General features: G+C 69.0%; 21 protein-coding genes. 14 read left to right on the top strand and 7 right to left on the bottom strand.

What is annotated here, in order from left to right:
* Positions 1–34: 34 nt before the first annotated feature.
* From ABC347_RS13085 to ribH, 6 genes are read left to right on the top strand one after another with little or no spacing between them, the layout of a single operon-like run.
* Positions 35–685, top strand: coding sequence for an energy transducer TonB (locus ABC347_RS13085; protein ID WP_413246157.1), 651 nt, complete (start codon positions 35–37; stop codon positions 683–685).
* A 55-nt stretch (positions 686–740) separates the two neighbouring features.
* Positions 741–1,055 (top strand): hypothetical protein, encoded by a 315-nt coding sequence (locus tag ABC347_RS13080; protein WP_413246156.1) that lies wholly within the window; start codon positions 741–743, stop codon positions 1,053–1,055.
* Between the two features lie 14 nt (positions 1,056–1,069).
* On the top strand, positions 1,070–2,017 hold the full coding sequence (gene ribD / locus ABC347_RS13075) for a bifunctional diaminohydroxyphosphoribosylaminopyrimidine deaminase/5-amino-6-(5-phosphoribosylamino)uracil reductase RibD (RefSeq protein WP_413246155.1): 948 nt from the start codon (positions 1,070–1,072) through the stop codon (positions 2,015–2,017).
* A gap of 3 nt (positions 2,018–2,020) precedes the next feature.
* On the top strand, positions 2,021–2,635 hold the full coding sequence (locus tag ABC347_RS13070; protein WP_413246154.1) for a riboflavin synthase: 615 nt from the start codon (positions 2,021–2,023) through the stop codon (positions 2,633–2,635).
* A 50-nt stretch (positions 2,636–2,685) separates the two neighbouring features.
* The gene (gene ribB, locus ABC347_RS13065) at positions 2,686–3,972 is read left to right on the top strand and encodes a 3,4-dihydroxy-2-butanone-4-phosphate synthase (protein ID WP_413246153.1); all 1,287 of its coding nucleotides are present in this window, start codon (positions 2,686–2,688) and stop codon (positions 3,970–3,972) included.
* Positions 3,972–4,391: a 6,7-dimethyl-8-ribityllumazine synthase gene (gene ribH / locus ABC347_RS13060; protein WP_413246152.1), complete on the top strand. Its 420-nt coding sequence runs from the start codon at positions 3,972–3,974 to the stop codon at positions 4,389–4,391. Before ribB ends, ribH begins: the two co-directional genes overlap by 1 nt.
* Before the next feature lie 46 nt (positions 4,392–4,437).
* Here the strand turns inward: ribH and ABC347_RS13055 are convergent, their stop codons facing one another.
* Positions 4,438–5,514, bottom strand: a complete 1,077-nt coding sequence (locus ABC347_RS13055) for an alkene reductase (RefSeq protein ID WP_413246151.1) — start codon at positions 5,512–5,514, stop codon at positions 4,438–4,440.
* Positions 5,515–5,569: 55 nt separating this feature from the next.
* Between ABC347_RS13055 and ABC347_RS13050 the strand changes: the two genes are divergently transcribed.
* From ABC347_RS13050 to ABC347_RS13035, 4 genes are all read left to right on the top strand, one after another.
* On the top strand, positions 5,570–6,475 hold the full coding sequence (locus ABC347_RS13050; protein WP_413246150.1) for a DMT family transporter: 906 nt from the start codon (positions 5,570–5,572) through the stop codon (positions 6,473–6,475).
* Positions 6,476–6,499: 24 nt separating this feature from the next.
* On the top strand, positions 6,500–6,706 hold the full coding sequence (locus tag ABC347_RS13045) for a dodecin (RefSeq protein WP_413246149.1): 207 nt from the start codon (positions 6,500–6,502) through the stop codon (positions 6,704–6,706).
* A gap of 61 nt (positions 6,707–6,767) precedes the next feature.
* Positions 6,768–7,955: an acetyl-CoA C-acyltransferase gene (locus ABC347_RS13040; protein WP_413246148.1), complete on the top strand. Its 1,188-nt coding sequence runs from the start codon at positions 6,768–6,770 to the stop codon at positions 7,953–7,955.
* 43 nt (positions 7,956–7,998) lie between these two features.
* The gene (locus tag ABC347_RS13035; protein WP_413246147.1) at positions 7,999–8,934 is read left to right on the top strand and encodes an NAD(P)H-dependent flavin oxidoreductase; all 936 of its coding nucleotides are present in this window, start codon (positions 7,999–8,001) and stop codon (positions 8,932–8,934) included.
* Between the two features lie 39 nt (positions 8,935–8,973).
* Here ABC347_RS13035 and ABC347_RS13030 read toward each other — a convergent pair whose 3' ends face one another.
* Positions 8,974–9,456, bottom strand: a complete 483-nt coding sequence (locus ABC347_RS13030; RefSeq protein ID WP_413246146.1) for an outer membrane protein assembly factor BamE — start codon at positions 9,454–9,456, stop codon at positions 8,974–8,976.
* 143 nt (positions 9,457–9,599) lie between these two features.
* Between ABC347_RS13030 and ABC347_RS13025 the strand changes: the two genes are divergently transcribed.
* Together ABC347_RS13025 and ABC347_RS13020 are read left to right on the top strand one after the other, a co-directional pair.
* The gene (locus ABC347_RS13025) at positions 9,600–10,115 is read left to right on the top strand and encodes a ubiquinol-cytochrome C chaperone family protein (RefSeq protein WP_413246145.1); all 516 of its coding nucleotides are present in this window, start codon (positions 9,600–9,602) and stop codon (positions 10,113–10,115) included.
* Entirely contained in the window at positions 10,112–10,633 is a 522-nt protein-coding gene (locus tag ABC347_RS13020; RefSeq protein ID WP_413246144.1) for a YceD family protein, read from the top strand. Before ABC347_RS13025 ends, ABC347_RS13020 begins: the two co-directional genes overlap by 4 nt.
* Before the next feature lie 38 nt (positions 10,634–10,671).
* Here the strand turns inward: ABC347_RS13020 and ssb are convergent, their stop codons facing one another.
* The 5 genes from ssb to ABC347_RS12995 form a co-directional block, all read right to left on the bottom strand.
* A complete protein-coding gene (gene ssb / locus ABC347_RS13015) occupies positions 10,672–11,214 on the bottom strand; it encodes a single-stranded DNA-binding protein (RefSeq protein ID WP_413246143.1) in 543 nt (180 codons plus the stop codon).
* Between the two features lie 32 nt (positions 11,215–11,246).
* Positions 11,247–13,103, bottom strand: a complete 1,857-nt coding sequence (feoB, locus tag ABC347_RS13010) for a ferrous iron transporter B (protein WP_413246142.1) — start codon at positions 13,101–13,103, stop codon at positions 11,247–11,249.
* The gene (locus ABC347_RS13005) at positions 13,100–13,360 is read right to left on the bottom strand and encodes a FeoA family protein (RefSeq protein WP_413246141.1); all 261 of its coding nucleotides are present in this window, start codon (positions 13,358–13,360) and stop codon (positions 13,100–13,102) included. The genes feoB and ABC347_RS13005 overlap by 4 nt, the downstream gene beginning before the upstream one ends.
* 61 nt (positions 13,361–13,421) lie before the next feature.
* Positions 13,422–14,087, bottom strand: coding sequence for a COQ9 family protein (locus ABC347_RS13000; protein ID WP_413246140.1), 666 nt, complete (start codon positions 14,085–14,087; stop codon positions 13,422–13,424).
* A 157-nt stretch (positions 14,088–14,244) separates the two neighbouring features.
* The gene (locus ABC347_RS12995; RefSeq protein WP_413246139.1) at positions 14,245–16,509 is read right to left on the bottom strand and encodes an NADP-dependent malic enzyme; all 2,265 of its coding nucleotides are present in this window, start codon (positions 16,507–16,509) and stop codon (positions 14,245–14,247) included.
* Between the two features lie 293 nt (positions 16,510–16,802).
* On the opposite strand from ABC347_RS12995, the gene mutS reads away from it, so the two are divergent.
* Positions 16,803–19,373: a DNA mismatch repair protein MutS gene (gene mutS / locus ABC347_RS12990; protein ID WP_413247063.1), complete on the top strand. Its 2,571-nt coding sequence runs from the start codon at positions 16,803–16,805 to the stop codon at positions 19,371–19,373.
* Positions 19,374–19,437: 64 nt separating this feature from the next.
* Positions 19,438–22,194: a [protein-PII] uridylyltransferase gene (locus ABC347_RS12985; RefSeq protein ID WP_413246138.1), complete on the top strand. Its 2,757-nt coding sequence runs from the start codon at positions 19,438–19,440 to the stop codon at positions 22,192–22,194.
* Positions 22,195–22,200 lie beyond the last annotated feature (6 nt).

The raw sequence follows: 22,200 nt of genomic DNA, 5'->3' as shown, positions 1-22,200 counted from the left end.
ATCGCATCAGGGCGGCGGCCGCAGGAGGATGCCGATGACCCAAGGAGGTTTTCTCGACACGCGTCGATCCAGCCCGAGCGGGCTGGCGATGGTGGTGCTGCTGCATGCCGCGGCGCTGACCGCGCTGATCCTGGCGAAGGGGCCGCAGGTGCTGGCCCCGCCGCCGATCTTCACCGTGAGCAGCATTCCCGACATCAAGGATCCGCCGCCCGAAACGGCGCCGCCCCCCAAGGCCGAACCGCGAACCGCGCCCGCGCCGCGAATCGATACGCCGCAGCCGCTGGTGCCGACCCTGGCCGAGCCTGTCGTGCGGATCGATACGCCGCCCACGATCGAACCTATCCCGCTCGGCCCCATCACGCAGCCGGCCGAGATCGCGGTCCCTGTCGCCGAGCCGAAGCTGGTCGATGCGGTGCTCGACGGTCGGCGCAGCGTGCTGCAGCCCGATTACCCCCCGCTGCTGGCGCGGCAGGAAATCGAGGGGCGGGTGACGGTGAAGGTGCTGATCGGCACCGATGGCCGCGTGAAACAGGTGCTGCCGGTCAGCGCCGACGACCCGCTGTTCCACGAGGCCACCGCACGCCAGGCGTTGCGCGCCTGGAAGTTCAAGCCTGCGACGCGCGACGGCGTGCCGGTCGAAAGCTGGCGGACGATGACGGTGCGGTTCGAGCTGCGCGCCGGCTGAGCATCGGCCGCGGGCGGGGTTGGCAGGATCGGGCCGTCGACACTATCTTGTGCCGATGGCCATTCCCCGCCCGTCCCGCCCCGCAGTCGTCTGGCGCGACTTGAAATCATTTCTGGCGGGCAGGCAGCGGCACCAGCTGCTGTTCGGCGCGCTTTCGGTGATGATTCCGGGTCTGCTGATCGCCGGCTTCTACGTCGATTCGCATGTCGAGCCGCCGAAGCCCGAGATGATGTTCCTGCCGAGTTGGCCGGCCACGCGCAGCGATGCCGAGATCATCGCCCAGCAGAAGATCGACCAGAAGAAGCGCGAGGCGGCGCAGGCCGAGAAGCGCCGCCAGTTCCAGCAGCTCGAAAAGAGGCTGGGGATCTGAGCGACCCGCGCTGGATGGCGGCAGCGATCGCGCTGGCGGAGCGTGGCCGCGGCCGGACCTGGCCCAACCCCGCCGTCGGCTGCGTGATCGAGAAGGATGGTCGCGTGATCGGTCGCGGCTGGACGCAATCTGGCGGACGTCCCCATGCCGAGGCGATGGCGCTGGCCGAAGCCGGCGCGGCGGCACGGGGCGCGACCGTCTATGTGACGCTTGAACCCTGCGCGCACGACAGCGCGCGCGGCCCGGCCTGTGCCGATCTGCTGATCGCAGCGGGGGTGGCGCGGGTGGCGATCGCGATCGGCGATCCCGATCCGCGCACCGATGGCCGGGGGATCGCGCGGCTGCGCGCCGCCGGCATCGCGGTCGAGACGGAGGTGGCGGCGGATGCGGCCGACGCGGGGCTCGCCGGGTTCCTGACCCGCCAGCGACTGGGGCGGCCTCATGTCACGCTGAAGCTGGCGCTGTCCTTGGACGGGGCGATCGCGCTGGCGGACGGATCGAGCCAGTGGATCACAGGTGAAGCGGCACGCGCGCACGCCCATGTCGAACGCGCCAAGGCGGACCTGATCCTGGTTGGGCGCGGCACCTTTGCAGCCGATGCGCCGCGGCTGGACGTGCGCTTGCCGGGGCTGGAAGCGCGGGCGCCACGGCGGGTGCTGCTCTCGCGGACCATGGCCGCGCCCGACGGGTGGATCGCGATCACGGATCCTGCGGCGATCGCGGACCTGCCCGGCGATACGCTGCTCGTCGAAGGCGGGGCCAGTGTCGCGGCGGCCTTCCTGGCGGCGGATCTGGTCGATCGGCTGCTGATCTACCGCGCGCCGATCCTGGTCGGCGGCGGGCGCGGGCTGGGCGCCATCGGGCTGGGCGACCTCGCCGAAGCCCATGGCCGCTGGCGCGCGCTTGACAGCCGGCGGCTGGGCGAGGACCGGCTCGACATCTATTCGCGCAACCGGAGCTAGGCCATGTTCACGGGCATCATCACCGACATCGGCACGATCGAGCGCGTGGAACAGCGGGGCGACCTGCGGCTGGTGATCGGGACTCGCTACGAGATGGACAGCGTCGATCTGGGCGCGTCGATCGCCTGTTCCGGCGTGTGCCTGACGGTGGTCGACAAGGGGCCGGGATGGTTCGCGGTCGACGTATCGGGCGAGACGGTGGCGCGCACCGCAGGCGAACGGTGGCGCGAAGGCGCGCGGATGAACCTGGAGCGCGCGCTCAAGCTGGGCGACGAGCTCGGCGGGCATATCGTGACCGGCCATGTCGATGGCGTCGGCACGGTTGCGGAGATCGAGCCGGCGGGTGATTCGCGAATCGTGCGGATCGACGCCCCCGCGGCGCTGGCCCCGTTCATCGCCGCCAAGGGATCGATCACGGTCGACGGGGTATCGCTGACGGTCAACGCGGTCGAGGATCTGGACGGCGGGGCGGCACGGTTCGCGCTCAACATCATTCCGCATACCGCGGCGATGACGACGCTCGACGGGCTGGCGACGGGGGCGACCGTCAATCTCGAGATCGACGTGCTGGCGCGTTATCTCGGCCGGATGAAGGAGGCGCTGGCGGTTCGCGGCTGATGTGATCGATCATGCGTGACGATCACATTGCGATGTGATAGCGCGACGACATGAGCACCGATCTGATCGAGCGCATCCGCGATCTCGTCTCCACCCACGGCATGTCGCGATCCGGGCTGGCGCGTGCTGCCGGCCTTCACGCCAACTCACTGCGCACGCTGGATGACCCGCAGTGGAACCCCACCGCCGATACACTGCGCAAGCTGGAGCAGTTCCTACGGCGGCGCGAGGCGGCGCCGGCGCTGGTGCCGATCGAGGAGATCATCGACGAGGCGCGGAACGGCCGGATGTTCATCCTGGTCGACGACGAGGATCGGGAGAATGAGGGCGATCTGGTGATCCCCGCGCAGATGGCGACGCCCGATGCGATCAATTTCATGGCGCGCCACGGACGCGGGCTGATCTGCCTGTCGCTGTCGCCCGAGCGGGTGGAGCAGCTGGGGCTGGAGCCGATGGCGCGCAACAACGGCACCCGCCACGAAACCGCCTTCACCGTATCGATCGAGGCGCGCGAGGGGGTGACGACGGGCATTTCGGCCGCGGACCGCGCGCGCACGATCGCCGTGGCGATCGACCATAGCAAGGGGCGCGAGCACATCGTGTCGCCCGGCCATGTGTTTCCGCTGGTGGCGCGCGAGGGCGGTGTACTGGTGCGCGCCGGCCATACCGAGGCCGCAGTTGATGTCGCGCGGCTCGCGGGGCTGAACCCGGCCGGCGTGATCTGCGAGATCATGAAGGACGATGGCGAGATGGCGCGGATGGACGACTTGATCGCCTTCGCGCAGGAACATCGGCTGAAGATCGGCACGATCCGCGACCTGATCGCCTATCGCCGCCAGCACGATCATCTGGTGGAACGCACCGGCGAGACGCGCTTCACCAGCCGCTGGGGCGGTGAGTGGCAGGCCGTGACCTTCTTCAACAAGGCCACTCACAGCGAGCAGATCGCACTGGTGAAGGGGCGGATCGATCCCGAGCGGCCGACACTGGTGCGGATGCACGCGCTGTCCGCCTTTCCCGACATCTTCGGCGCCGAGACCGAGCGATCGGGGATGCTGGCGCGATCGATGGAGATCATCGCCGAGGAAGGCGCCGGGATCGTGGTGATCCTGACCAACCCCGGCCCGGGGCCCTGGTCGCTGGCGGTGCGCCAGCAGCGCGGCGATACCGACATGGAAGAGCTGCGCGATTACGGCATCGGCGCGCAGATCCTGGCCGAGCTCGGCGTGGCGGACATGATCCTGCTGACCAACAGCCACCACATCATGGTCGCGCTCGACGGCTACGGCCTGTCGATCGTGGGCGAACGCCCGATCCCGCTGACAAAGGACAAGTGATGGCCAGCTTCCTGATCGTCGAGGCGCGCTTCTACGAGCATCTGAACGACATGCTGATCGATGGCGCGCGTACCGCGATCGAGGCGGCCGGCCATACCCACGAGACGATCACCGTGCCGGGCGCGCTGGAGATTCCCGGCGCGGTCGCGATGGCGGCGGAGAGCGGGCGTTATGACGGTTTCGTGGGCATCGGTGTGATCATCCGCGGCGAAACCTATCATTTCGAGGTGGTTTCGAACGAAAGCGCGCGGGGGCTGATGGCGCTGAGCCTGGACGGCATCCCGATCGGCAACGGCATCCTGACCGTGGAGGATGAGGCGCAGGCGCTGGTCCGCGCCGATCGTCATGCCAAGGACAAGGGCGGCGAAGCGGCCAAGGCGGCGATCGCGATGTTCGACCTGAAACAGCGGTTCGGTTGAGCCTGCTGCCGTCACCCCGGTGTTCGCCGGGGTGACGGGCAAAAGCTCAGGCGGCGGCGGGATAGTCGATATAGCCGACCGGGCCGCCGAGGTGCCAATTCTCCATCCGATCGGGCGCGAGCGGGATGCCCGCGGCGATGCGGTGCGGCAGATCGGGGTTGGCGATGAACGGGCGGCCGAAGCTGATCGCATCCGCCTCGCCCGCATCCAGCGCGGCCTGTGCGGATTCCGGCGTGTAATCGGCATTCAGCACCAGTGGCCCGCCGAACTGCTTGCGGATCGCGGGGTGGACCGGATCATGATCGGCCTTGCCGAACGTACCGGAGCGGGTGGGTTCGCGGAGCTCCAGAAAGCCGATGCCCAGATCGGACAGCAATTTTGCGGCGGCCGGGAACAGCGCGTGGGGATTGCTGTCGTTGACGCCCTGCACCTCGCCGTTCGGCGACAACCGTACCGAAGTGCGATCGGCACCGGCAATCTCGATCACGCGCGCGGTGACTTCTCCCAGCAGGCGGGTGCGGTTCTCGATCGAGCCGCCATAGGCATCGTCGCGGAAGTTTGAGTTGTCGCGCAGGAATTCGTCGATCAGGTAGCCGTTGGCGGCATGGATCTGGACACCATCGAACCCGGCGGCCAGCGCATTGGATGCCGCTTTCGCATAATCGTCGAGCAGCGCGGGGATCTCGTCCGCCCGCAGCGCGCGCGCCTCGGTATAGGGCTGCTTGCCGTCATAGGTATGGGCTTCGTCCGGTGCGGTGCCGACAGAGGCGGCGACCGGCGCTTCGCCACCCAGGAAGCTGGCATGGACGGTGCGGCCCATGTGCCAGAGCTGCGCGACGATACGGCCGCCCGCGGCGTGAACGGCGGCGGTGACGGGCTTCCACGCCTCGGTCTGCTCGGCCGACCACAGCCCCGGTGCGAACGGCCAGCCCAGGCCCTGCTGACTGATGCCGGTTGCCTCGCTGATGATCAGCCCGGCGGTGGCACGCTGTGCATAATATTCGGCCATGATCGGCATCGGCACATGGCCCCGGGTGCTGCGGCCACGGGTGAGCGGGGCCATCAGGATGCAATTCGGCGCGGCGATGGCACCGAGTTGAACGGGATCGAGCAGGCTCGGCATCAATCAGTCTCCATTTGCAACGTGATCGCGATGAAATAGGTGCTACCCCCTAGCGATGCACGATGACGCATCCGCAACAAAATCTGTCCGCGCGACAAGGCCCGCCTTCCTGGCGCTGATCGCGGGCAATATCGCACTGACGTTCGGACCGTGGCTGGTTCGGCTGGCGGATGTCGGCCCGGTGGCGGCCGGTTTTTGGCGGCTGGCGCTGGCGATCCCGCTTCTGGCGCTGCTGGCGCTGGCCGGGCGGCAGCGGATTCCGGTGCTGGGCACGCGGGGCTGGATCGCGGTGGCGCTGGCGGGGCTGTTCTTCGCGGGCGATCTCGCGCTGTGGCATGTCGGCATCCACCATACCCGGCTGGTGAACGCGACCCTGCTCGGCAATTTCGCGAGCTTCGCCTTTCCCTTCGTCGGCTATCTGATCGCGCGCACCTGGCCTGGGCGGGGCCATGCGATCGCGCTGGCGCTGGCAGCGGCGGGGGTGATGCTGCTGGTCGGTCGATCCTATGAACTGTCGCCGCGCTACCTGCTGGGTGATCTGCTCTGCATCGGCGCGGGGCTGCTCTACACATTCTATCTGGTGGCGATGGACGGGGTGCGCGACCGGATCGCCCCGCTGCCCGCCCTGCTGCTGTCGACTGCGATCGGCGCGCCGCCGCTGCTGGTGGCGGCGCTGGCGGTGGGCGATCCGGTGCTGCCGACCGACTGGACTCCGCTGATCCTGCTGGCGGTGGGCAGCCAGGTGATCGGCCAGGGCTGCCTGATCTATGCGATCGGACGGCTGCCCGCGCTGGTGGTGGGGCTGGGCTTGCTGACCCAGCCGGTGATGGCGGCAGGGATCGGCTGGCTCGTCTATGGCGAGGCGATGGGGCTGGTGGACGTGACCGGCGCGATGCTGATCGCGGCCGCGCTGGTGCTGGTGCGGCGGCCGGATCGCAAGGCCACGCCCGCGGTTGTATGACTGTCAGCCGAAGGGAGAAGGCTCATGTCCGACCATGTCTACAAGGTGATCGAAGTCGTCGGCAGCTCGCCGACATCGGTCGAGGATGCGATCAAGGGCGCGATCGCCAAGGCATCGGAGACGGTGCGCAACATCGGCTGGTTCGAGGTGAAAGAGACACGCGGCCATGTCGAGGACGGGCGGATCGGCCATTATCAGGTGACGCTGAAGATCGGCTTCACGCTGGATTGATCGACGGATTGATCGGCGGCTGCGGGCATCCGATATGAGCGGCACCAATCAGGAGTGTCGCATGTCTGCCGCCGATCCGATCATCATTTCCTCTTTCGCCCGTACGCCGATGGGCGGCTTCCAGGGTGCGCTGGCCTCGGTCGATGCGACCGAGCTCGGCGCCACGGCCGTGAAGGCCGCCGTCGAGCGCGCCGGCGTGAACCCGGACGCGATCGACCGGATCTACATGGGTTGCGTGCTGCCCGCCGGGCTGGGCCAGGCGCCCGCGCGCCAGGCCGCGCTGAAGGCGGGGCTGCCGCGCAGCATCGAGGCGACGACCGTCAACAAGATGTGCGGATCGGGCATGCAGGCCGCGATCATGGCAGCCGAGGCGCTGGCGGCGGGCACGGCCGACGTGATCGTGGCCGGGGGCATGGAGAGCATGTCGAACGCGCCCTATCTGCTGCAGAAGCACCGCGCCGGCGCGCGCATCGGCCATGGCGAGATCAAGGATTCGATGTATCTCGACGGGCTGGAGGATGCCTACACCCCCGGCAAGCTGATGGGTGCCTTCGCCGAGGATTCGGCGCGCGACTATCAGTTCACCCGCCAGGCGCAGGACGACTATGCGCTGGAAAGCCTGAGCCGGGCCAAGGCTGCGATCGATGGCGGCGGGTTCGATGCCGAGGTGGTGCCGGTGACTGTGAGGAGCCGCGCGGGCGAGACGCAGGTGACGACCGACGAGCAGCCCGGCAACGCCCGGCCCGACAAGATCCCGTCGCTGAAGCCGGCTTTTGCCAAAGACGGCACGATCACTGCGGCCAATGCATCCTCGATCTCCGACGGGGCGGCGGCGCTGGTGATGACGCGCGCCAGCGTGGCCGATCGGCTGGGGCTGGCACAGGAAGCCCGGCTGGTGGCGACCGCCGGGCATGCGCACGAGCCGGCGCTGTTCACCACCGCCCCGGTGCCTGCAATCCGCAAGGTGCTCGAAAAGGCGGGGTGGAGCGTCGATGAGGTCGACCTGTTCGAGGTGAACGAGGCGTTCGCCGCGGTCAGCATGATCGCGATGCACGACCTGGGCATCCCGCGCGAGAAGATCAACGTGAACGGCGGCGCCACTGCGCTTGGCCATCCGATCGGCGCATCGGGCGCGCGGATCATGGCGACCCTGATCGCGGCGCTGAAGGCGCGCGGGCTGCGCAAGGGCGTCGCGGCGCTCTGCATCGGCGGCGGCGAGGCGACGGCAGTGGCGGTCGAGCTGATCTGACCGTAGAGACGACCGCGACAATCAAAGGGGGAGACGCCGCGCCATGACGATGCCTGCGCTGTTCGAGGGGCGCCTGAGCGTGCCCGTGATGGGATCGCCGCTGTTCATCATCTCAAACCCCGATCTGGTGATCGCCCAGTGCCGCGCCGGGGTGGTGGGCGCCTTCCCCTCGCTGAACGCGCGGCCTTCCGGCGTGCTCGAACAGTGGCTGCAGCGGCTGAGCGACGAACTGACCGATCAAGACGCGCCCTATGCGGTGAACCTGATCGTCCACCGCACCAATGCCCGGCTGCAGGAGGATCTCGAGCTGTGCGTGAAATATCGCGCGCCGGTGGTGATCACCTCGCTCGGCGCGAAATCCGAGATCAACGAAGCGGTGCACAGCTATGGCGGCATCGTGTTCCACGACGTGATCGACGACCGCTTCGCACGCAAGGCGATCGAGAAGGGCGCGGATGGGCTGGTGGCGGTGGCGGCGGGCGCGGGCGGCCATGCCGGAACGCTCTCCCCGTTCGCGCTGGTGCAGGAGATCCGGCGCTGGTTCGATGGCCCGCTGGCGCTGTCGGGCGCGATCGCGACCGGTGATGCGGTGCTGGCGGCGCGCGCGATGGGCGCGGACCTGGGCTATGTCGGCTCGGCGTTCATCGCCACCGACGAGGCCCGCGCCGACGATGCCTACAAGCAGATGATCGTCGACAGTTCGGGCGCCGACATCCTCTATTCGAACCTCTTCACCGGGGTGCACGGCAATTATCTGCGGCCGAGCGTGGTGCGCGCGGGGCTCGACCCCGACAATCTGCCGGAATCGGATCCGTCGAAGATGGATTTCGGCGCGGCGGCGGCGGATGCCAAGGCGTGGCGCGACATCTGGGGCTGCGGCCAGGGCATCGGCGCGGTCGATGCGGTGGTGCCGGCGGCGGAGCTGGTCGCGCGGCTCGGCCGCGAATATCGCGCGGCGCTGGCACGGGTGGCGGAATAGGTTTCCGTCCCTCCCCCTCCCGGGGGAGGATGTCCCGGATCAGTTCGGGTTGTCGGCAGTCGTCGCGCCCTGGCCGACCGCGCCGACGCGGCCGATATTGCCGAACAATTCGCTGAAGAAGCCGCGATCGCGGCCCAGCGTCGGCGTCTTGTCGCTGATCGGATCGATCTTGACCGCCTTTTCGAGCCCGCCCTTGCTGACCGAGGCGACATTGCCCGCGCCGTCGAACTTGACCGCGAGCAGCGTCTGATCGGTCGGCTTCGGCTTCTGGAAGGCCAGCTGCTTGGTGTTGCGGGAGATATAATACCAGGTGTTCTCGTCGAACTGGGCGACGAAGCTGGGGCGGCCGAGCGTCTTGACCACCGAATCGCGATTGTCGAGCCCGGGCTGGACCGAATCGATCAGCGTCGTATCGACCACATAGCCCTTGTGATCCTTGATCGACGCGCAGCCGCCAAGTGCGGCGGCCAGCGCGATCCCGGCCAGCGCCGCGGCGGTGCTGCGGTGGCGAGATGCGATCATCAACAGTCTCCCGAACGGACAGTATCAAGCGGACACGGGCGCGCCGTCTGCCCGACGATGTTGCAAGCGCGGCCCGCAGCCTCAATATGCGGAGCCGGCGCGGGCGACAAGCCCGGCCGCCCGTTGCCGCAAAGGATGCCTGCTTGTCGTTTCTCCGCCGCCTGTTCGGCCGCCCGCTCGACCGCGAGGCGCTGCTGCCTGCCTATCAGGCGATCGTGAAGCGCGCGCGCGATCCCTGGTGGTATCGGCAGGGCCAGGTGCCCGATACGCTGGACGGCCGGTTCGACATGGTCGCCGCGATCCTGGTGATGGTGCTGCTGCGGCTGGAAAGCGAGGGCGAGGCGACCGCGCAGGATGCGGCGTGGCTGACCGAGCTGTTCGTGGACGACATGGACGGCCAGCTGCGCGAAGCGGGCGTGGGCGACGTCGTGGTGGGCAAGCATGTCGGGCGGATGATGGGGGCGCTGGGCGGCCGGCTGAGCGCCTATCGCGACGGGCTGGCGGGCGGCGATCTGGAAGGCGCGCTGACGCGCAACCTGTGGCGCGGCGAGGCACCGGCGGGCGCGCCCGCGCTGGTGGCGGACCGCCTGCGCGGCTTTGCCGGCAAGCTGACGATGACGCCCGCGGACGCCATCGCCGCCGGGCAGCTGCCGGCATGATCGCGCCCGAATTCTCGGTGCCGGTGCGGATCGACACGCTGGGCGATCGCCCGCGCGACATCGCGCTTTCAGCCGATGCGGCGCAGCGCGAGCGCCTGGCGGCGCGGTTCGGGCTGGTCGCGATCGATCGGCTGGACGCGCAGGCCGCGGTGCGACGCGAGGGCGATGCCGTGTTCGCCGACGGGCGGCTGGAGGCGGCGGTGGTGCAGAGCTGCATCGCGACCGGCGATCCGCTGCCGGCCAAGGTGGAGACCGATTTCGCGCTGCGCTTCGTGCCCGATACGGGGATCGAGGGCGACGAGATCGAGCTGAGCGAAGCCGATCTCGACACAATCCCCTATGCCGGTGGCGCGATCGATCTGGGCGAGGCCGTGGCCGAGGAATTGTCGCTGGCGCTGGATCCGTTCCCACGCTCTGCCGGCGCCGATGCCGCGCTGCGCGAAGCGGGCGTGATCAGCGAGGCGGAGGTCAGGCCCGTCTCCGCGCTTGCGCAGGCGCTGAAGGACAAGCTCAAATAGGCTGGGCGGCGCTCCTGCCTGCGCAGGAGCCCGTCACCTCAGAACGGCACGTCGTCGTCGAGGTCGCTGTCGAACGCGCTCGAGGGGCGGCTGGCGGGCTTGCTGCCGCCGGACGAACCGCCGCCATAACCGCCGCCCGACTTGCCGCCGCCATAGCCGCCGCCGAAATCATCGCCGCCGCCGAAATCGTCGCCACCGCGCGATCCGCCGCCGCTACCGCCGCCGCCTTCACGGCCGTCGAGCATCACCAGCACGCTGTTGAAGCCCTGCAGCACGATTTCGGTGCTGTACTTGTCCGCGCCGGATTGATCCTGCCACTTACGGGTCTGCAGCTGGCCTTCGAGATAGACCTTGCTGCCCTTGCGCAGATAGCGCTCGGCCACATTGGCCAGCCCTTCGTTGAAGATCGCGACCGAATGCCATTCGGTCTTTTCCTTGCGCTCGCCCGAATTGCGATCCTTCCAGGTCTCGCTGGTGGCGATGCGCAGGTTCACGACCTTGCCGCCATTCTGGAAGCTGCGCGATTCGGGATCGCGGCCCAGATTGCCGACCAGAATCACCTTGTTCACGCTGCCTGCCATCGCCGTCACTCTCCGAAAGGGGTGAGGCTGCTCTAAAGCCCGAGCGCGGTTGCCGTCCAGAAGGTTATGCCGGCCGCCAGATAGGCGAGCGCGAACAGATAGCCGAGCGCGAACAGCGGCCATTTCCATCCGTTGGTCTCGCGGCGGATGACCGCGATCGTCGACAGGCATTGCGGCGCGAACACGAACCACATCAGGAAGGCCAGCGCGGTCGGCAGCGACCAGCGGCCCTGCAGCCGTTCGACCAGCGACTGTTCTGCCTGCGCCTCGTCGGTCGCGTCGATCGCGTAGACGGTGGCGAGCGCGGAGACGGCGACCTCGCGCGCGGCCATCGCCGGGATGATCGCCAGCGCCATTTCATGGTTGAAGCCGATCGGGCGGACGATCACCTCCAGCCCGTCCGCGATGCGGCCGGCGACCGAATATTCGCTCTGGCTCTGCCCCGGCGGCGCCTGCGGGAAGCTGAGCAGCGCCCACAGCACGATGGTGACGCCCATGATGATCGTGCCCGCGCGGCGCAGGAACACCCAGGCGCGCTGCGCCAGGCCGATCAGCACGTCGCGCAGCACCGGCAGCTGATATTTGGGCAGTTCCATCATGAAGCCGCCGCCGGCGCCGCGCGCGACGGTGCGGCGCAGCACCAGCGCGGCGATCATCGCGCCGGCGATGCCGGTGATGTAGAGGCAGAACAGCACCAGCCCCTGCAGGCCGATGCCGGGGCCGACATCGCGCGGCGGGATGAACGCGGCGATGATCACGGCGTAGACCGGCAGCCGCGCCGAACAGGTCATCAGCGGGGCGATCAGGATCGTCGTCAGCCGATCGCGCGGATCGTCGATCGACCGGGTCGCCATGATGCCGGGAATCGCGCAGGCGAAGGACGACAGCAACGGGATGAAGGCGCGGCCCGACAGGCCGACCCCCACCATCAGTCGATCCATCAGGAAGGCGGCGCGGACCATATAGCCCGACGCCTCGAGCAGCAGGATGAACACGAACAGGATCAGGATCGGCGGCAGGAACACGACCACCGCGCCGACCCCCGCGATCACGCCATCGACGATCGCCGAACGCAGCACGCCCGACGGCAGCGCATCGGTGACCAGCCCCTGCAGTACGGCGATGCCACCCTCGATCCATCCGGTCGGCGTTTCCGACCAGGCGAACACCGCCTGGAACATCACGAACATCAGCATGAACAGCAGGATCGGGCCGGCGACGGGGTGGAGCGCGACGCGGTCGATCGCGCGCGTCCACGCGCGGGTCGGCGCCTCCGCGGTGATCGCATCGCGCGCAATCGCGCGGGCGCGGCGCTGCAGCGCGACGAGATCCGCCTCAGCCGGCGGCGCGGCGGGCGCGGGGCGCGGGCGCGCCTCGGTCACCAGGCGATCGAGTTCGGCGCGCAGCGCATCGGTGCCGCCGCGGCGGACCGCGACCGTGGGGATGACCGGCACGCCGAGCGCGGCCGACAGCCGATCGGCATCGATCGTCAGCCCGTCCCGCGTCGCCATGTCGATCATGTTGAGCGCGACCAACGTGGGCAGGCCGAGCGCGATCAGCTGCATCGCGAAGCGGAGATGATTGTCGAGGTTGGTCGAATCGACCACGATCAGCAGCGCGCTCGGCCGCCGCTCGCCATCCTGCCGGCCCAGCACGACATCGCGCGTCACCGCTTCGTCAGGGCTGACGGGATCGAGGCTGTAGGTGCCGGGCAGATCGATCAGCTCGACCGGGCGGCCATCGGCCAGCGCGAGCCGGCCCGATTTCCGCTCCACCGTGACGCCGGGATAATTGCCGACTTTCTGGCGCGCGCCGGTCAGTGCGTTGAACAGCGCGCTCTTGCCGGCATTGGGATTGCCGACCAGCGCGACAAGCGGGACCGGGTTCATTCGGCGGCGATCGCGGCCGGCGGTTCGATCGCGACACGGATGGCGCGCGCCTGCGCGCGGCGGATCGCCAGCGTCATCCGGCCGATGCGGATCGCCAGCGGATCGCCACCGAAGGCGGCACGATGCAGCAGTTCGACCTCGACGCCATCATCGAAGCCGAGTTCGCGCAGCCGGCGCGCGGCGGCCTGATCGAGCAGGCGCCAATCGATCTCGGCGATGGCGGCAGGCGTGCGAAGCGGAAGCTGATCGAGCTGCAAAGGTCGTTCCCAGTGGCGTGCTGCGAACGATTATCAATATATGCTGGCCGAATCCAGCCCTTCAGGTGGCGGGATAGCGCAGCCGGCCCAGGAAACGCAGCGGGCTGAAATGCCGATCGGGATCGGGCTTGATCCGCGCCTTGAACTTCTCGAACCGCATCACGCCAGCAATTCGGCGATCCAGGAAGGCGCGGGTGGCGGGCCAATCCTCCTCCTCGTCATCGAGGAAGACGAGCAGCGTCGACCCATAGACCCCGGCCAGCGTGAGCCGCTTGGTGTAATGCGCGAAATCGGTGGCGGTATCGCCGGCGGCGCGCCACATCGCATCCGCCGCGCGCCAGCCGAGCCGGGTGCCGGCGGCGACATTCTGCGGCAGCGCCAGCACTGCGATCGCGCGGCGCAGCGCCTCGCGATGATCGGCCACCGCCTGCAGCCGGGCGGTGACGAGCGCAGTGATGCGATCGCGGATCTTCATCCCGGCCAGCGTCTCGGCCGGCAGCGCTTCGAGCATGCGCGCATCGACATCGGCGAACCAGGCATCGATCATCGCGACCGCGCCGCCATCGAACGCCAGCCGCGCGCGATCGGCAGGCACACCCAGTTCCTGCCCCGCCTGTTCGAGCGCCGCCTCGCCCCAGCCGTCGAACGCGGCGTGGAACGGCAGCAGCGGCGCCAGCGCGGCGCGCAGCTCGGGGAGCGTCATCTCGGTAGGGGGGATGCTGGCCATGGGGGCAAGATAGTCGCGTCGAGCCGCCACGTCATCCCGGACTTGATCCGGATCCCGCTTCTTCTTTCGCGGCCCGCCCAGGGCAGTGGCGTCCGGGGTCAAGCCCGGGATGACGAACGTTCAGCAGACGGCGGTTACGCCATTCTCAGGGGGTAATTTACCGCGCGATGCCGCCGGCGGCGAGAACGGCCAGAGTGACCAGTTCGGAGGCGGTGGCCGACATGGTCGCGATCTGGACGGGGTGCTTGAGCCCCACCAGCATCGGCCCGATCACCGAATCGCCACCCAGTTCGCGCAACAGCTTGGCCGACAGGTTGGCCGATTGCAGGCCGGGCATGATCAGCACATTGGCCGGGCCGGACAGGCGGCTGAACGGATATTGCTTCATCACCTTCGGGTTCAGCGCGACATCCGGTGCCATCTCGCCTTCATATTCGAAGCTGGCGCCGCGCTCGTCGAGCAGGGCGACCGCCTCGCGCATGTTCTCCAGCCACTGGCCGGTGGGGTTGCCGAAGGTGGAATAGGAGAGGAACGCGACACGCGGCTCCTGGCCCATGCGGCGGGCGACCTCTGCGGTGCGCTCCGCGATGTCGGCGAGCTCGCTGGCGGAGGGGCGCTCGTTCACCGTGGTGTCGGCCATGAACACGGTGTGGTTCTGGCCGACCAGGACATGCACGCCGAACGGGCGCTGGCCTTCGACCGGATCGATCACGCGCAGCACCTGGCGCAGCGTCTGCGCATAGGTGCGGGTAACGCCCGTCACCATCGCATCCGCCTCGCCCAGTTCCAGCAACAGCGCGCCGAAGATGTGGCGATCCTGGTTGACCAGCGCTTCCACCTCGCGGCGCAGATAGCCGCGGCGCTGCAGCCGCGCGTAGAGCAGATCGACCATCTTGGGCACCAGCGGCGAATTGCGGCTGTTGTGCAGTTCGAAGGTGGACGGATCGTCGATGCCGAGCGCCTTCAGCTTGGCGGGCACCTCGTCGCGCCCGACCAGCACCGGCGTGCCATAGCCGCCCTCGCGGAACATGATCGCGGCGCGCAGCACCGTCTCTTCCTCCGCCTCGGCGAAGACGACGCGCTTGGGGTGCGCCTTGGCGCCTTCATAGGCCAGCGTCAGCACCGAGGTCGTCTTGTTGAGGCGGCCGCGCAACTGGGCGCGGTAATCGTCCATATCGAGGATCGGGCGGCGGGCGACGCCGGTATCCATCGCCGCCTGCGCGACCGCGGCGGGCACCACTTCCATCAGCCGCGGATCGAACGGCGCGGGGATGATGTAGTCGCGCCCGAAATGGGGGGCGGCGCCGCCATAGGCCATCGCCACTTCCTCGGGCACCTGCTGGCGGGCGAGATCGGCCAGCGCGCGCGCGGCGGCGATCTTCATCTCCTCGTTGATCGCGGTCGCCCGCACGTCGAGCGCGCCGCGGAAGATGAATGGGAAGCCGAGGACATTGTTGACCTGATTCGGATAATCCGAGCGGCCGGTGGCGACGATCGCATCGGGCCGGGCGGTCTTTGCCTCGGGCGGGGTAATCTCCGGATCGGGATTGGCCATCGCGAAGATGATCGGCTGATCCGCCATCTTCAGCACCATATCCGCCTTCAGCGCGCCCGCAGCGGAAAGGCCGAGGAACACGTCCGCACCGACCAGCGCCTCTTCCAGCGTGCGGCGATCCGTCTTGGCGGCGTGGGCCGACTTCCACTGATCCATCCCGCCTTCGCGGCCCTGGTAGATCACACCCGATCGATCGCACATGATCACGCGATCGGCAGGCACGCCCATCGACTTGATCAGCGCGGTGCAAGCGATGGCGGCGGCGCCCGCGCCATTCACCACCACATCGATATCGCGAATGTCGCGCCCGGTGAGGTGGCAGGCGTTGATCAGGCCGGCGGCGGTGATGATGGCGGTGCCGTGCTGATCGTCATGCATCACCGGGATGTTCATCCGCTCGCGCAGCGCCTGCTCGATGATGAAGCATTCGGGGGCCTTGATGTCCTCAAGGTTGATGCCGCCGAAGCTGGGCTCCATGATCGCGACGGCGTTGATGAAGGCATCGACATCCTCGGTAGCGAGTTCGAGATCGATCGAATCGACGTCGGCGAAGCGCTTGAACAGCACCGCCTTGCCTTCCATCACCGGCTTGGACGCGAGCGCGCCGAGATTGCCGAGACCGAGGATCGCGGTGCCGTTGGAGATGACCGCCACCAGATTGCCCTTGGCGGTATAATCATAGGCGCAGGCCGGATCGGCGGCGATCGCGCGCACCGGCACGGCTACGCCCGGGGAATAAGCGAGGCTGAGGTCGCGCTGCGTGGCCATCGGCTTGGAGGCGACGATCTCGATCTTGCCCGGCCGTCCGTGCGAATGGAACAGCAGCGCCTCGCGCTCCGAGAACTGGACGTTGCTGCCTTCGCTCATGATCATCTCCCCGCCGCTCAGTCCCTCTTAGCGGTTGTGCGGGCGAGGTGAAGGCTTTTGCGGAGCGCGGCGACGCCGGTGCGCTTGGCGATGGCGGCGGATTGGCTTACATCTGCGGACATGAAATCCGAGCCCGGCATCTTCGGGCGCCGTGCAGCCCTATGTCATCCGCTACAAGGTCGAGTGCGATCGGGTGCTGATCCTGGGCATCCGGCACGCGGCGCAGCTTTCCGAACCCGACTGATCCGCTAAAGCATGCGGCGATGGCCGCTCCCGCCCCCGCCCCCACCCCGATGATGGCGCAGTATCTGTCGCTGAAGGCGAGCGCTGACGATTGCCTGCTGTTCTACCGGATGGGCGATTTCTTCGAGTTGTTTTTCGACGATGCCAGGGCGGCGGCGGCGACGCTGGACATCGCGCTGACGCATCGCGGCGAGCATCTGGGCCAGCCGGTGCCGATGTGCGGCGTGCCGGTGCATGCCGCCGAGGCCTATCTGGCGCGGCTGATCCGGGCGGGCCACCGCGTCGCCATCGCCGAGCAGACCGAGAGCCCGGCGGCGGCCAAGGCGCGCGGCGGCAAGGCGCTGGTCAACCGCGCGATCGTGCGGATCGTGACCGCCGGCACGCTGACCGAGGACACGCTGCTGGATGCGCGGACCGCCAACTGGCTGGTGGCGGTGGCGGAAGCGGGCGGCGCGCTGGGCGTGGCCGCGGCCGACATCTCGACCGGCCGGTTCGAGATCGGCGCGGCCGATGCGCGCGGGCTGGATGCCGAGCTGGCCCGGCTGGCGGCGGCCGAGACGATCGCGCCCGAGGGGCTGGACCTGCCGGTGGCGGCGCAGCGCTGCCCGAAGGCGGAGTTCGACAGCACGGGCGGCGAGCGGCGGCTGAAGGCGCTGTTCGGCGTGGCCACGCTGGACGGCTATGGCGGGTTTGGCCGCGCGGAGCTTGCGGCGGCGGCGGGGCTGCTGGCCTATCTGGAGCGGGCCGGACAAGGCGCGCTGCCGTTCCTTCAACCGCCGGCGCGGCGCGCGGTGGCGGATCACATGCTGATCGACGCAGCGACGCGCGAAAGCCTGGAGCTGACGCAGGCGGCGGGCGGCGGGCGCAAGGGCAGCCTGCTCGATTCAGTCGATCGCACCGTGACGGGGGCAGGCGCGCGGCTGCTGGCGACCGACCTGGGCGCGCCGCTGACCGACCTGGCGGCGATCGAGGCGCGGCTCGACCTGGTGGCGCTGTTCGGCGACGGGCTGCTGCGCGATCGCGTGCGGACCGCGCTGAAGGCGCAGCCCGATATCGGCCGCGCGCTCGGCCGGATCGTCGCGGGGCGCGGATCCCCCCGCGATCTGGGTGCGCTGCGCGACGGGCTGGACCAGGCGCGCGGCCTGCAGGAGCAGCTGGCGCTGGCGGAACCGCGGCCGGCGCTGCTGGGTGAGCTGCTGCCCCGGCTGGGCGGGCATGGCGCGCTGGTGGACCAGTATCGCCGCGCACTGGTGCCGACGCCGCCGATCGATGCCGGCCAGGGCGGCTATATCGCGGAAGGCTATGACGCCGCGCTCGACGATCTGCGCGGCCAGGGCGGCGAGGGGCGGCGTGCGATCGCGGGGCTGGAGGCGCGCTACCGGCAGGCGACCGGGATCGCCGCGCTGAAGATCCGGCACAATGGCGTGCTGGGCTATCATGTCGAGGTGCCGGCAGCGAAGGCGGATGCGCTGATGCGCGCCGATTCGGGCTTCACCCACCGCCAGACGCTGGCCGGGGTGGTGCGCTTCAACGCGCCCGAACTGCACGATCAGGCAGTGCGCGTTGGCCAGGCCGGCGCGCACGCGCTGGCGGCGGAAGCAGCGCATCTGGAGGAGCTGACCGCGCTGGCGCTGGCGCAGGCCCATGCGATCGCCGCGACCGCGGATGCGCTGGCGAGGATCGATGTGGCCGCAGGCCTGGCCGAACGCGCGGCCGAAGGCGGCTGGGCGCGGCCGCAGCTGGTGGATCGGGCCTGTTTCGAGATTGAGGGCGGGCGCCATCCGGTGGTGGAAGCCGCTGTCGCGGCATCGGGCGGGCGGTTCGTGGCGAACGACTGCGCGCTTTCGCCCGAATCGCGGCTGTGGCTGGTGACGGGCCCCAACATGGGCGGCAAATCCACCTTCCTGCGCCAGAATGCGCTGATCGCCGTACTGGCGCAGGCGGGCAGCCCGGTGCCGGCCGCGCGCGCGACAATGGGGCTGCTCGACCGGCTGTTCAGCCGGGTAGGCGCATCGGACAATCTGGCGCGCGGCCGATCGACCTTCATGGTCGAGATGGTGGAGACTGCTGCGATCCTGGCGCAGGCGACCGAGCGATCGCTGGTGATCCTGGACGAAGTGGGGCGCGGCACGTCCACCTATGACGGGCTGGCGATCGCGTGGGCGGTGGTGGAGGCGGTGCACGACATCAACCGCTGCCGCTGCCTGTTCGCCACCCATTATCACGAGCTGACCCGGCTGGCCGAACGACTGGACGGCCTGTCGCTCCACCATGTTCGCGCGCGCGAATGGAAGGGCGATCTGGTGCTGCTGCACGAACTGGCGCGCGGGCCGGCGGATCGCAGCTACGGGCTGGCGGTGGCGAAGCTCGCCGGGCTGCCGCCGCCGGTGGTGGCGCGGGCGAAGGCGGTGCTGGCGCGGCTGGAAGCGGGGCGCGCGAAGACCGGCGGGCTGGCGGCCGGGCTGGACGATCTGCCGCTGTTCGCCGCGGCGGCGCGCGAGGCGGAAGCGAAAAGCGATCCGCTGCGCGATGCGCTGGCCGCGATCGACGCCGATGCGCTGTCCCCGCGCGAGGCGCTGGAGGCGCTCTATCGGCTGAAGGCGCTGCTTACCGACGCTTGACCCTCCCCGTGCCGGGGAGGATCTTCCGCTGGCCGGGTCGGCGCGGCACGCTTATGTGGCAGACATGCCGATCCGCTACGAAACCCTGCCGCAGCGGCGCGCGATCATCGATCGCCGCACCGTGGGCGATGCACTTGCCGCGCTGCCCGATGCGGACTCGGCGGCGATGCGGCAATCGGCGACACCGCTGCTCAAGGCCGCGCTGGATGCCGGGCGGACCGAGATTGCGGGCCGGCTGGCGGCGCACCCCTCGCGCGGCATCGAGACGGCGGCGGCCTATGCCTATCTGACCGATCAGATCCTGCGGCTGATCTTCGATTTCACCACACAGCGCATCTATCCGCTGTCCAATCCCACCGCATCCGAGCGGATCACGCTGGTCGCGGTGGGCGGTTACGGGCGTGGCGAGATGGCGCCCTTTTCGGACATCGACATCACTTTCCTCACCCCCTGGAAACAAACCGGCTGGGTGGAGCAGGTGATCGAATCGATGCTCTACACGCTGTGGGATCTGGGCCTGAAGATCGGCCACAGCAGCCGTTCGCTGGACGATATGGTGCGGATGGCGAAGGCGGACCTGACGATCCGCACGGCGCTGCTGGAAGGCCGCTATGTGTGGGGCGACCAGCCGCTCTATGCCGAAGCGTCCGCCCGGTTCGATCGCGAGGTGGTGGCGGGCACGGCGCGCGCGTTCGTGGCCGAGAAGCTGGAGGAGCGCAACGCGCGCCACCAGCGGATGGGGGACAGCCGCTATGTGGTCGAGCCCAATCTGAAGGAAGGCAAGGGCGGGCTGCGCGATCTGCACGCGCTGTTCTGGATCGGAAAATATGCCTACCGGGTGCCCGCCGTCGCCGATCTGGTCGATGCCGGGCTGCTGACGCGCGAGGAATTGCGCCGCTTCCAGAAGGCGGAGAATTTCCTGTGGGCGGTGCGCTGCCACCTGCATCTGGTGGCCGGGCGTGCCGAGGAGCGGCTGACGTTCGACGTGCAGCGCGAGGTGGCGACGCGGATGCGCTACGCCGATCGCCCCGGCCGATCCGCGGTCGAGCGGTTCATGCAGCATTATTTCCTGACCGTGAAACAGGTTGGCGACGTGACCGGACTGTTTCTGGCGCATCTGGACGAGACGTTCGCGCGCAAGGGGCGGCGGTTCGGGCTGCCTTCGGTGCGACTGCGACGATCGCTGGGCGGCTATACGCTGGATCGCGGGCGGATCGCGCTGCCGAGCGACGATTATTTCCAGCAGGATCCGGCCCGGCTGCTGGAAATCTTCGCGCTGGCCGATCGCCACGCAGTCGAGATCCATCCGCAGGCGATGCGCGCCGCGGGGCGCGACGCCAAGCTGATCACCGCCGCGGTACGCAACGATCCGCGCGCCAATGCCTGGTTCCTGGATGTGCTGACCAGCAAGCGCGATCCCGAGACGGTGCTGCGGTGGATGAACGAGGCGGGCGTGTTCGGCCGGTTCGTGCCCGATTTCGGCCGTGTCGTCGCGCAGATGCAGTTCGACATGTATCATCACTACACGGTCGACGAGCATTCGATCCGCGCGATCGGCCTGCTCTCGCGGATCGAGCGCGGCACGCTGGAGGAGGATCATCCGCTGGCGAGCGGCATCCTGCAGCGGATCACCTCGCGCCGGGTGCTCTATTGCGCGGTGCTGTTGCACGACATCGCCAAGGGCCGCGGCGGCGACCATAGCGTGCTGGGCGCGGAAGTGGCCGAGACGCTGTGTCCGCGCTTCGGCCTGACTGCGGCCGAGACCGAAACCGTAGCCTGGTTGGTGCGCTGGCACCTGCTGATGTCCGCCACCGCCTTCAAGCGCGACCTGTCCGACTTCAAGACGATCCTCGATTTCGCCGAGAAGGTGCAGAGCATGGAGCGGCTGCGGCTGCTGCTGGTGCTGACGATCGTCGATATCCGCGCGGTTGGCCCCGGGGTGTGGAACGGCTGGAAGCGGCAGCTGCTGGCCGATCTGTTCGAGGCGGCCGAGGAAGTGCTGCGGCTGGGCCACAAGCAGAAGGGCCGGCGCGAGCGGGTCCAAGCCAAGCAGGCCGCGCTGGATACGGCGCTGGGCTGGGAGATCGACCGCTTCGCAAGCCTCGTCCGCCGCTTCCCCGAAAGCTATTGGGTGGCAGAGCCGGTGGAGATGCTGATCGCCAATGCCAGGCTGGTGGCGGAGGCCGATGCCCAGGGGCTGCCGCTATCGATCGGCGCGACCGCCGATGCCGACCGTGGGGCGACGCTGGTGACGGTCTATGCCGCCGACCATCCCGGCCTGTTCTACCGGATTGCAGGCGCGATCCACCTGGCCGGCGGCAGCATCATCGATGCGCGCATCCACACCACGCGCGACGGCATGGCGCTCGACAATCTGCTGGTGCAGGATCCGTTCGGCCGCCCGTTCGACGATGCCGGGCAGTTGCAGCGGCTGGTGCGCGCGATCGAGGATGCACTGGCGAACCGCCACCGGCTGGCCGACCGGCTGGCCGCCAAACCGGTCGCGCGGACGCGGGCGGAGGCGTTCGACATCGCGCCGGCGGTGTTCGTCGATAACAAGGCATCGAATCGCTACACGGTGGTGGAAGTGAACGCGCGTGATCGGCCGGCGCTGCTGAATGCGCTGGCGCACGCGCTGTTCCAGGCGAAGCTGACGATCCATTCGGCGCACATCGCCACTTATGGCGAGCGTGCGGTGGACGTATTCTACCTGACCGATCTGGTGGGCGACAAGCTGGCGAGCCCCGCGCGGATCAAGACGCTGGAGCGGCTGCTGCTGGAAGCCGCCGGCGGCGGCGCGCCGGTGAAGAAGGCAGCCTGATCGCCT

The organism is Sphingomonas canaveralia (assembly GCF_047238125.1).
Taxonomy (GTDB): Bacteria; Pseudomonadota; Alphaproteobacteria; order Sphingomonadales; family Sphingomonadaceae; genus JBDFMH01.
This window is presented reverse-complemented; position numbering and strand designations above follow the sequence as displayed.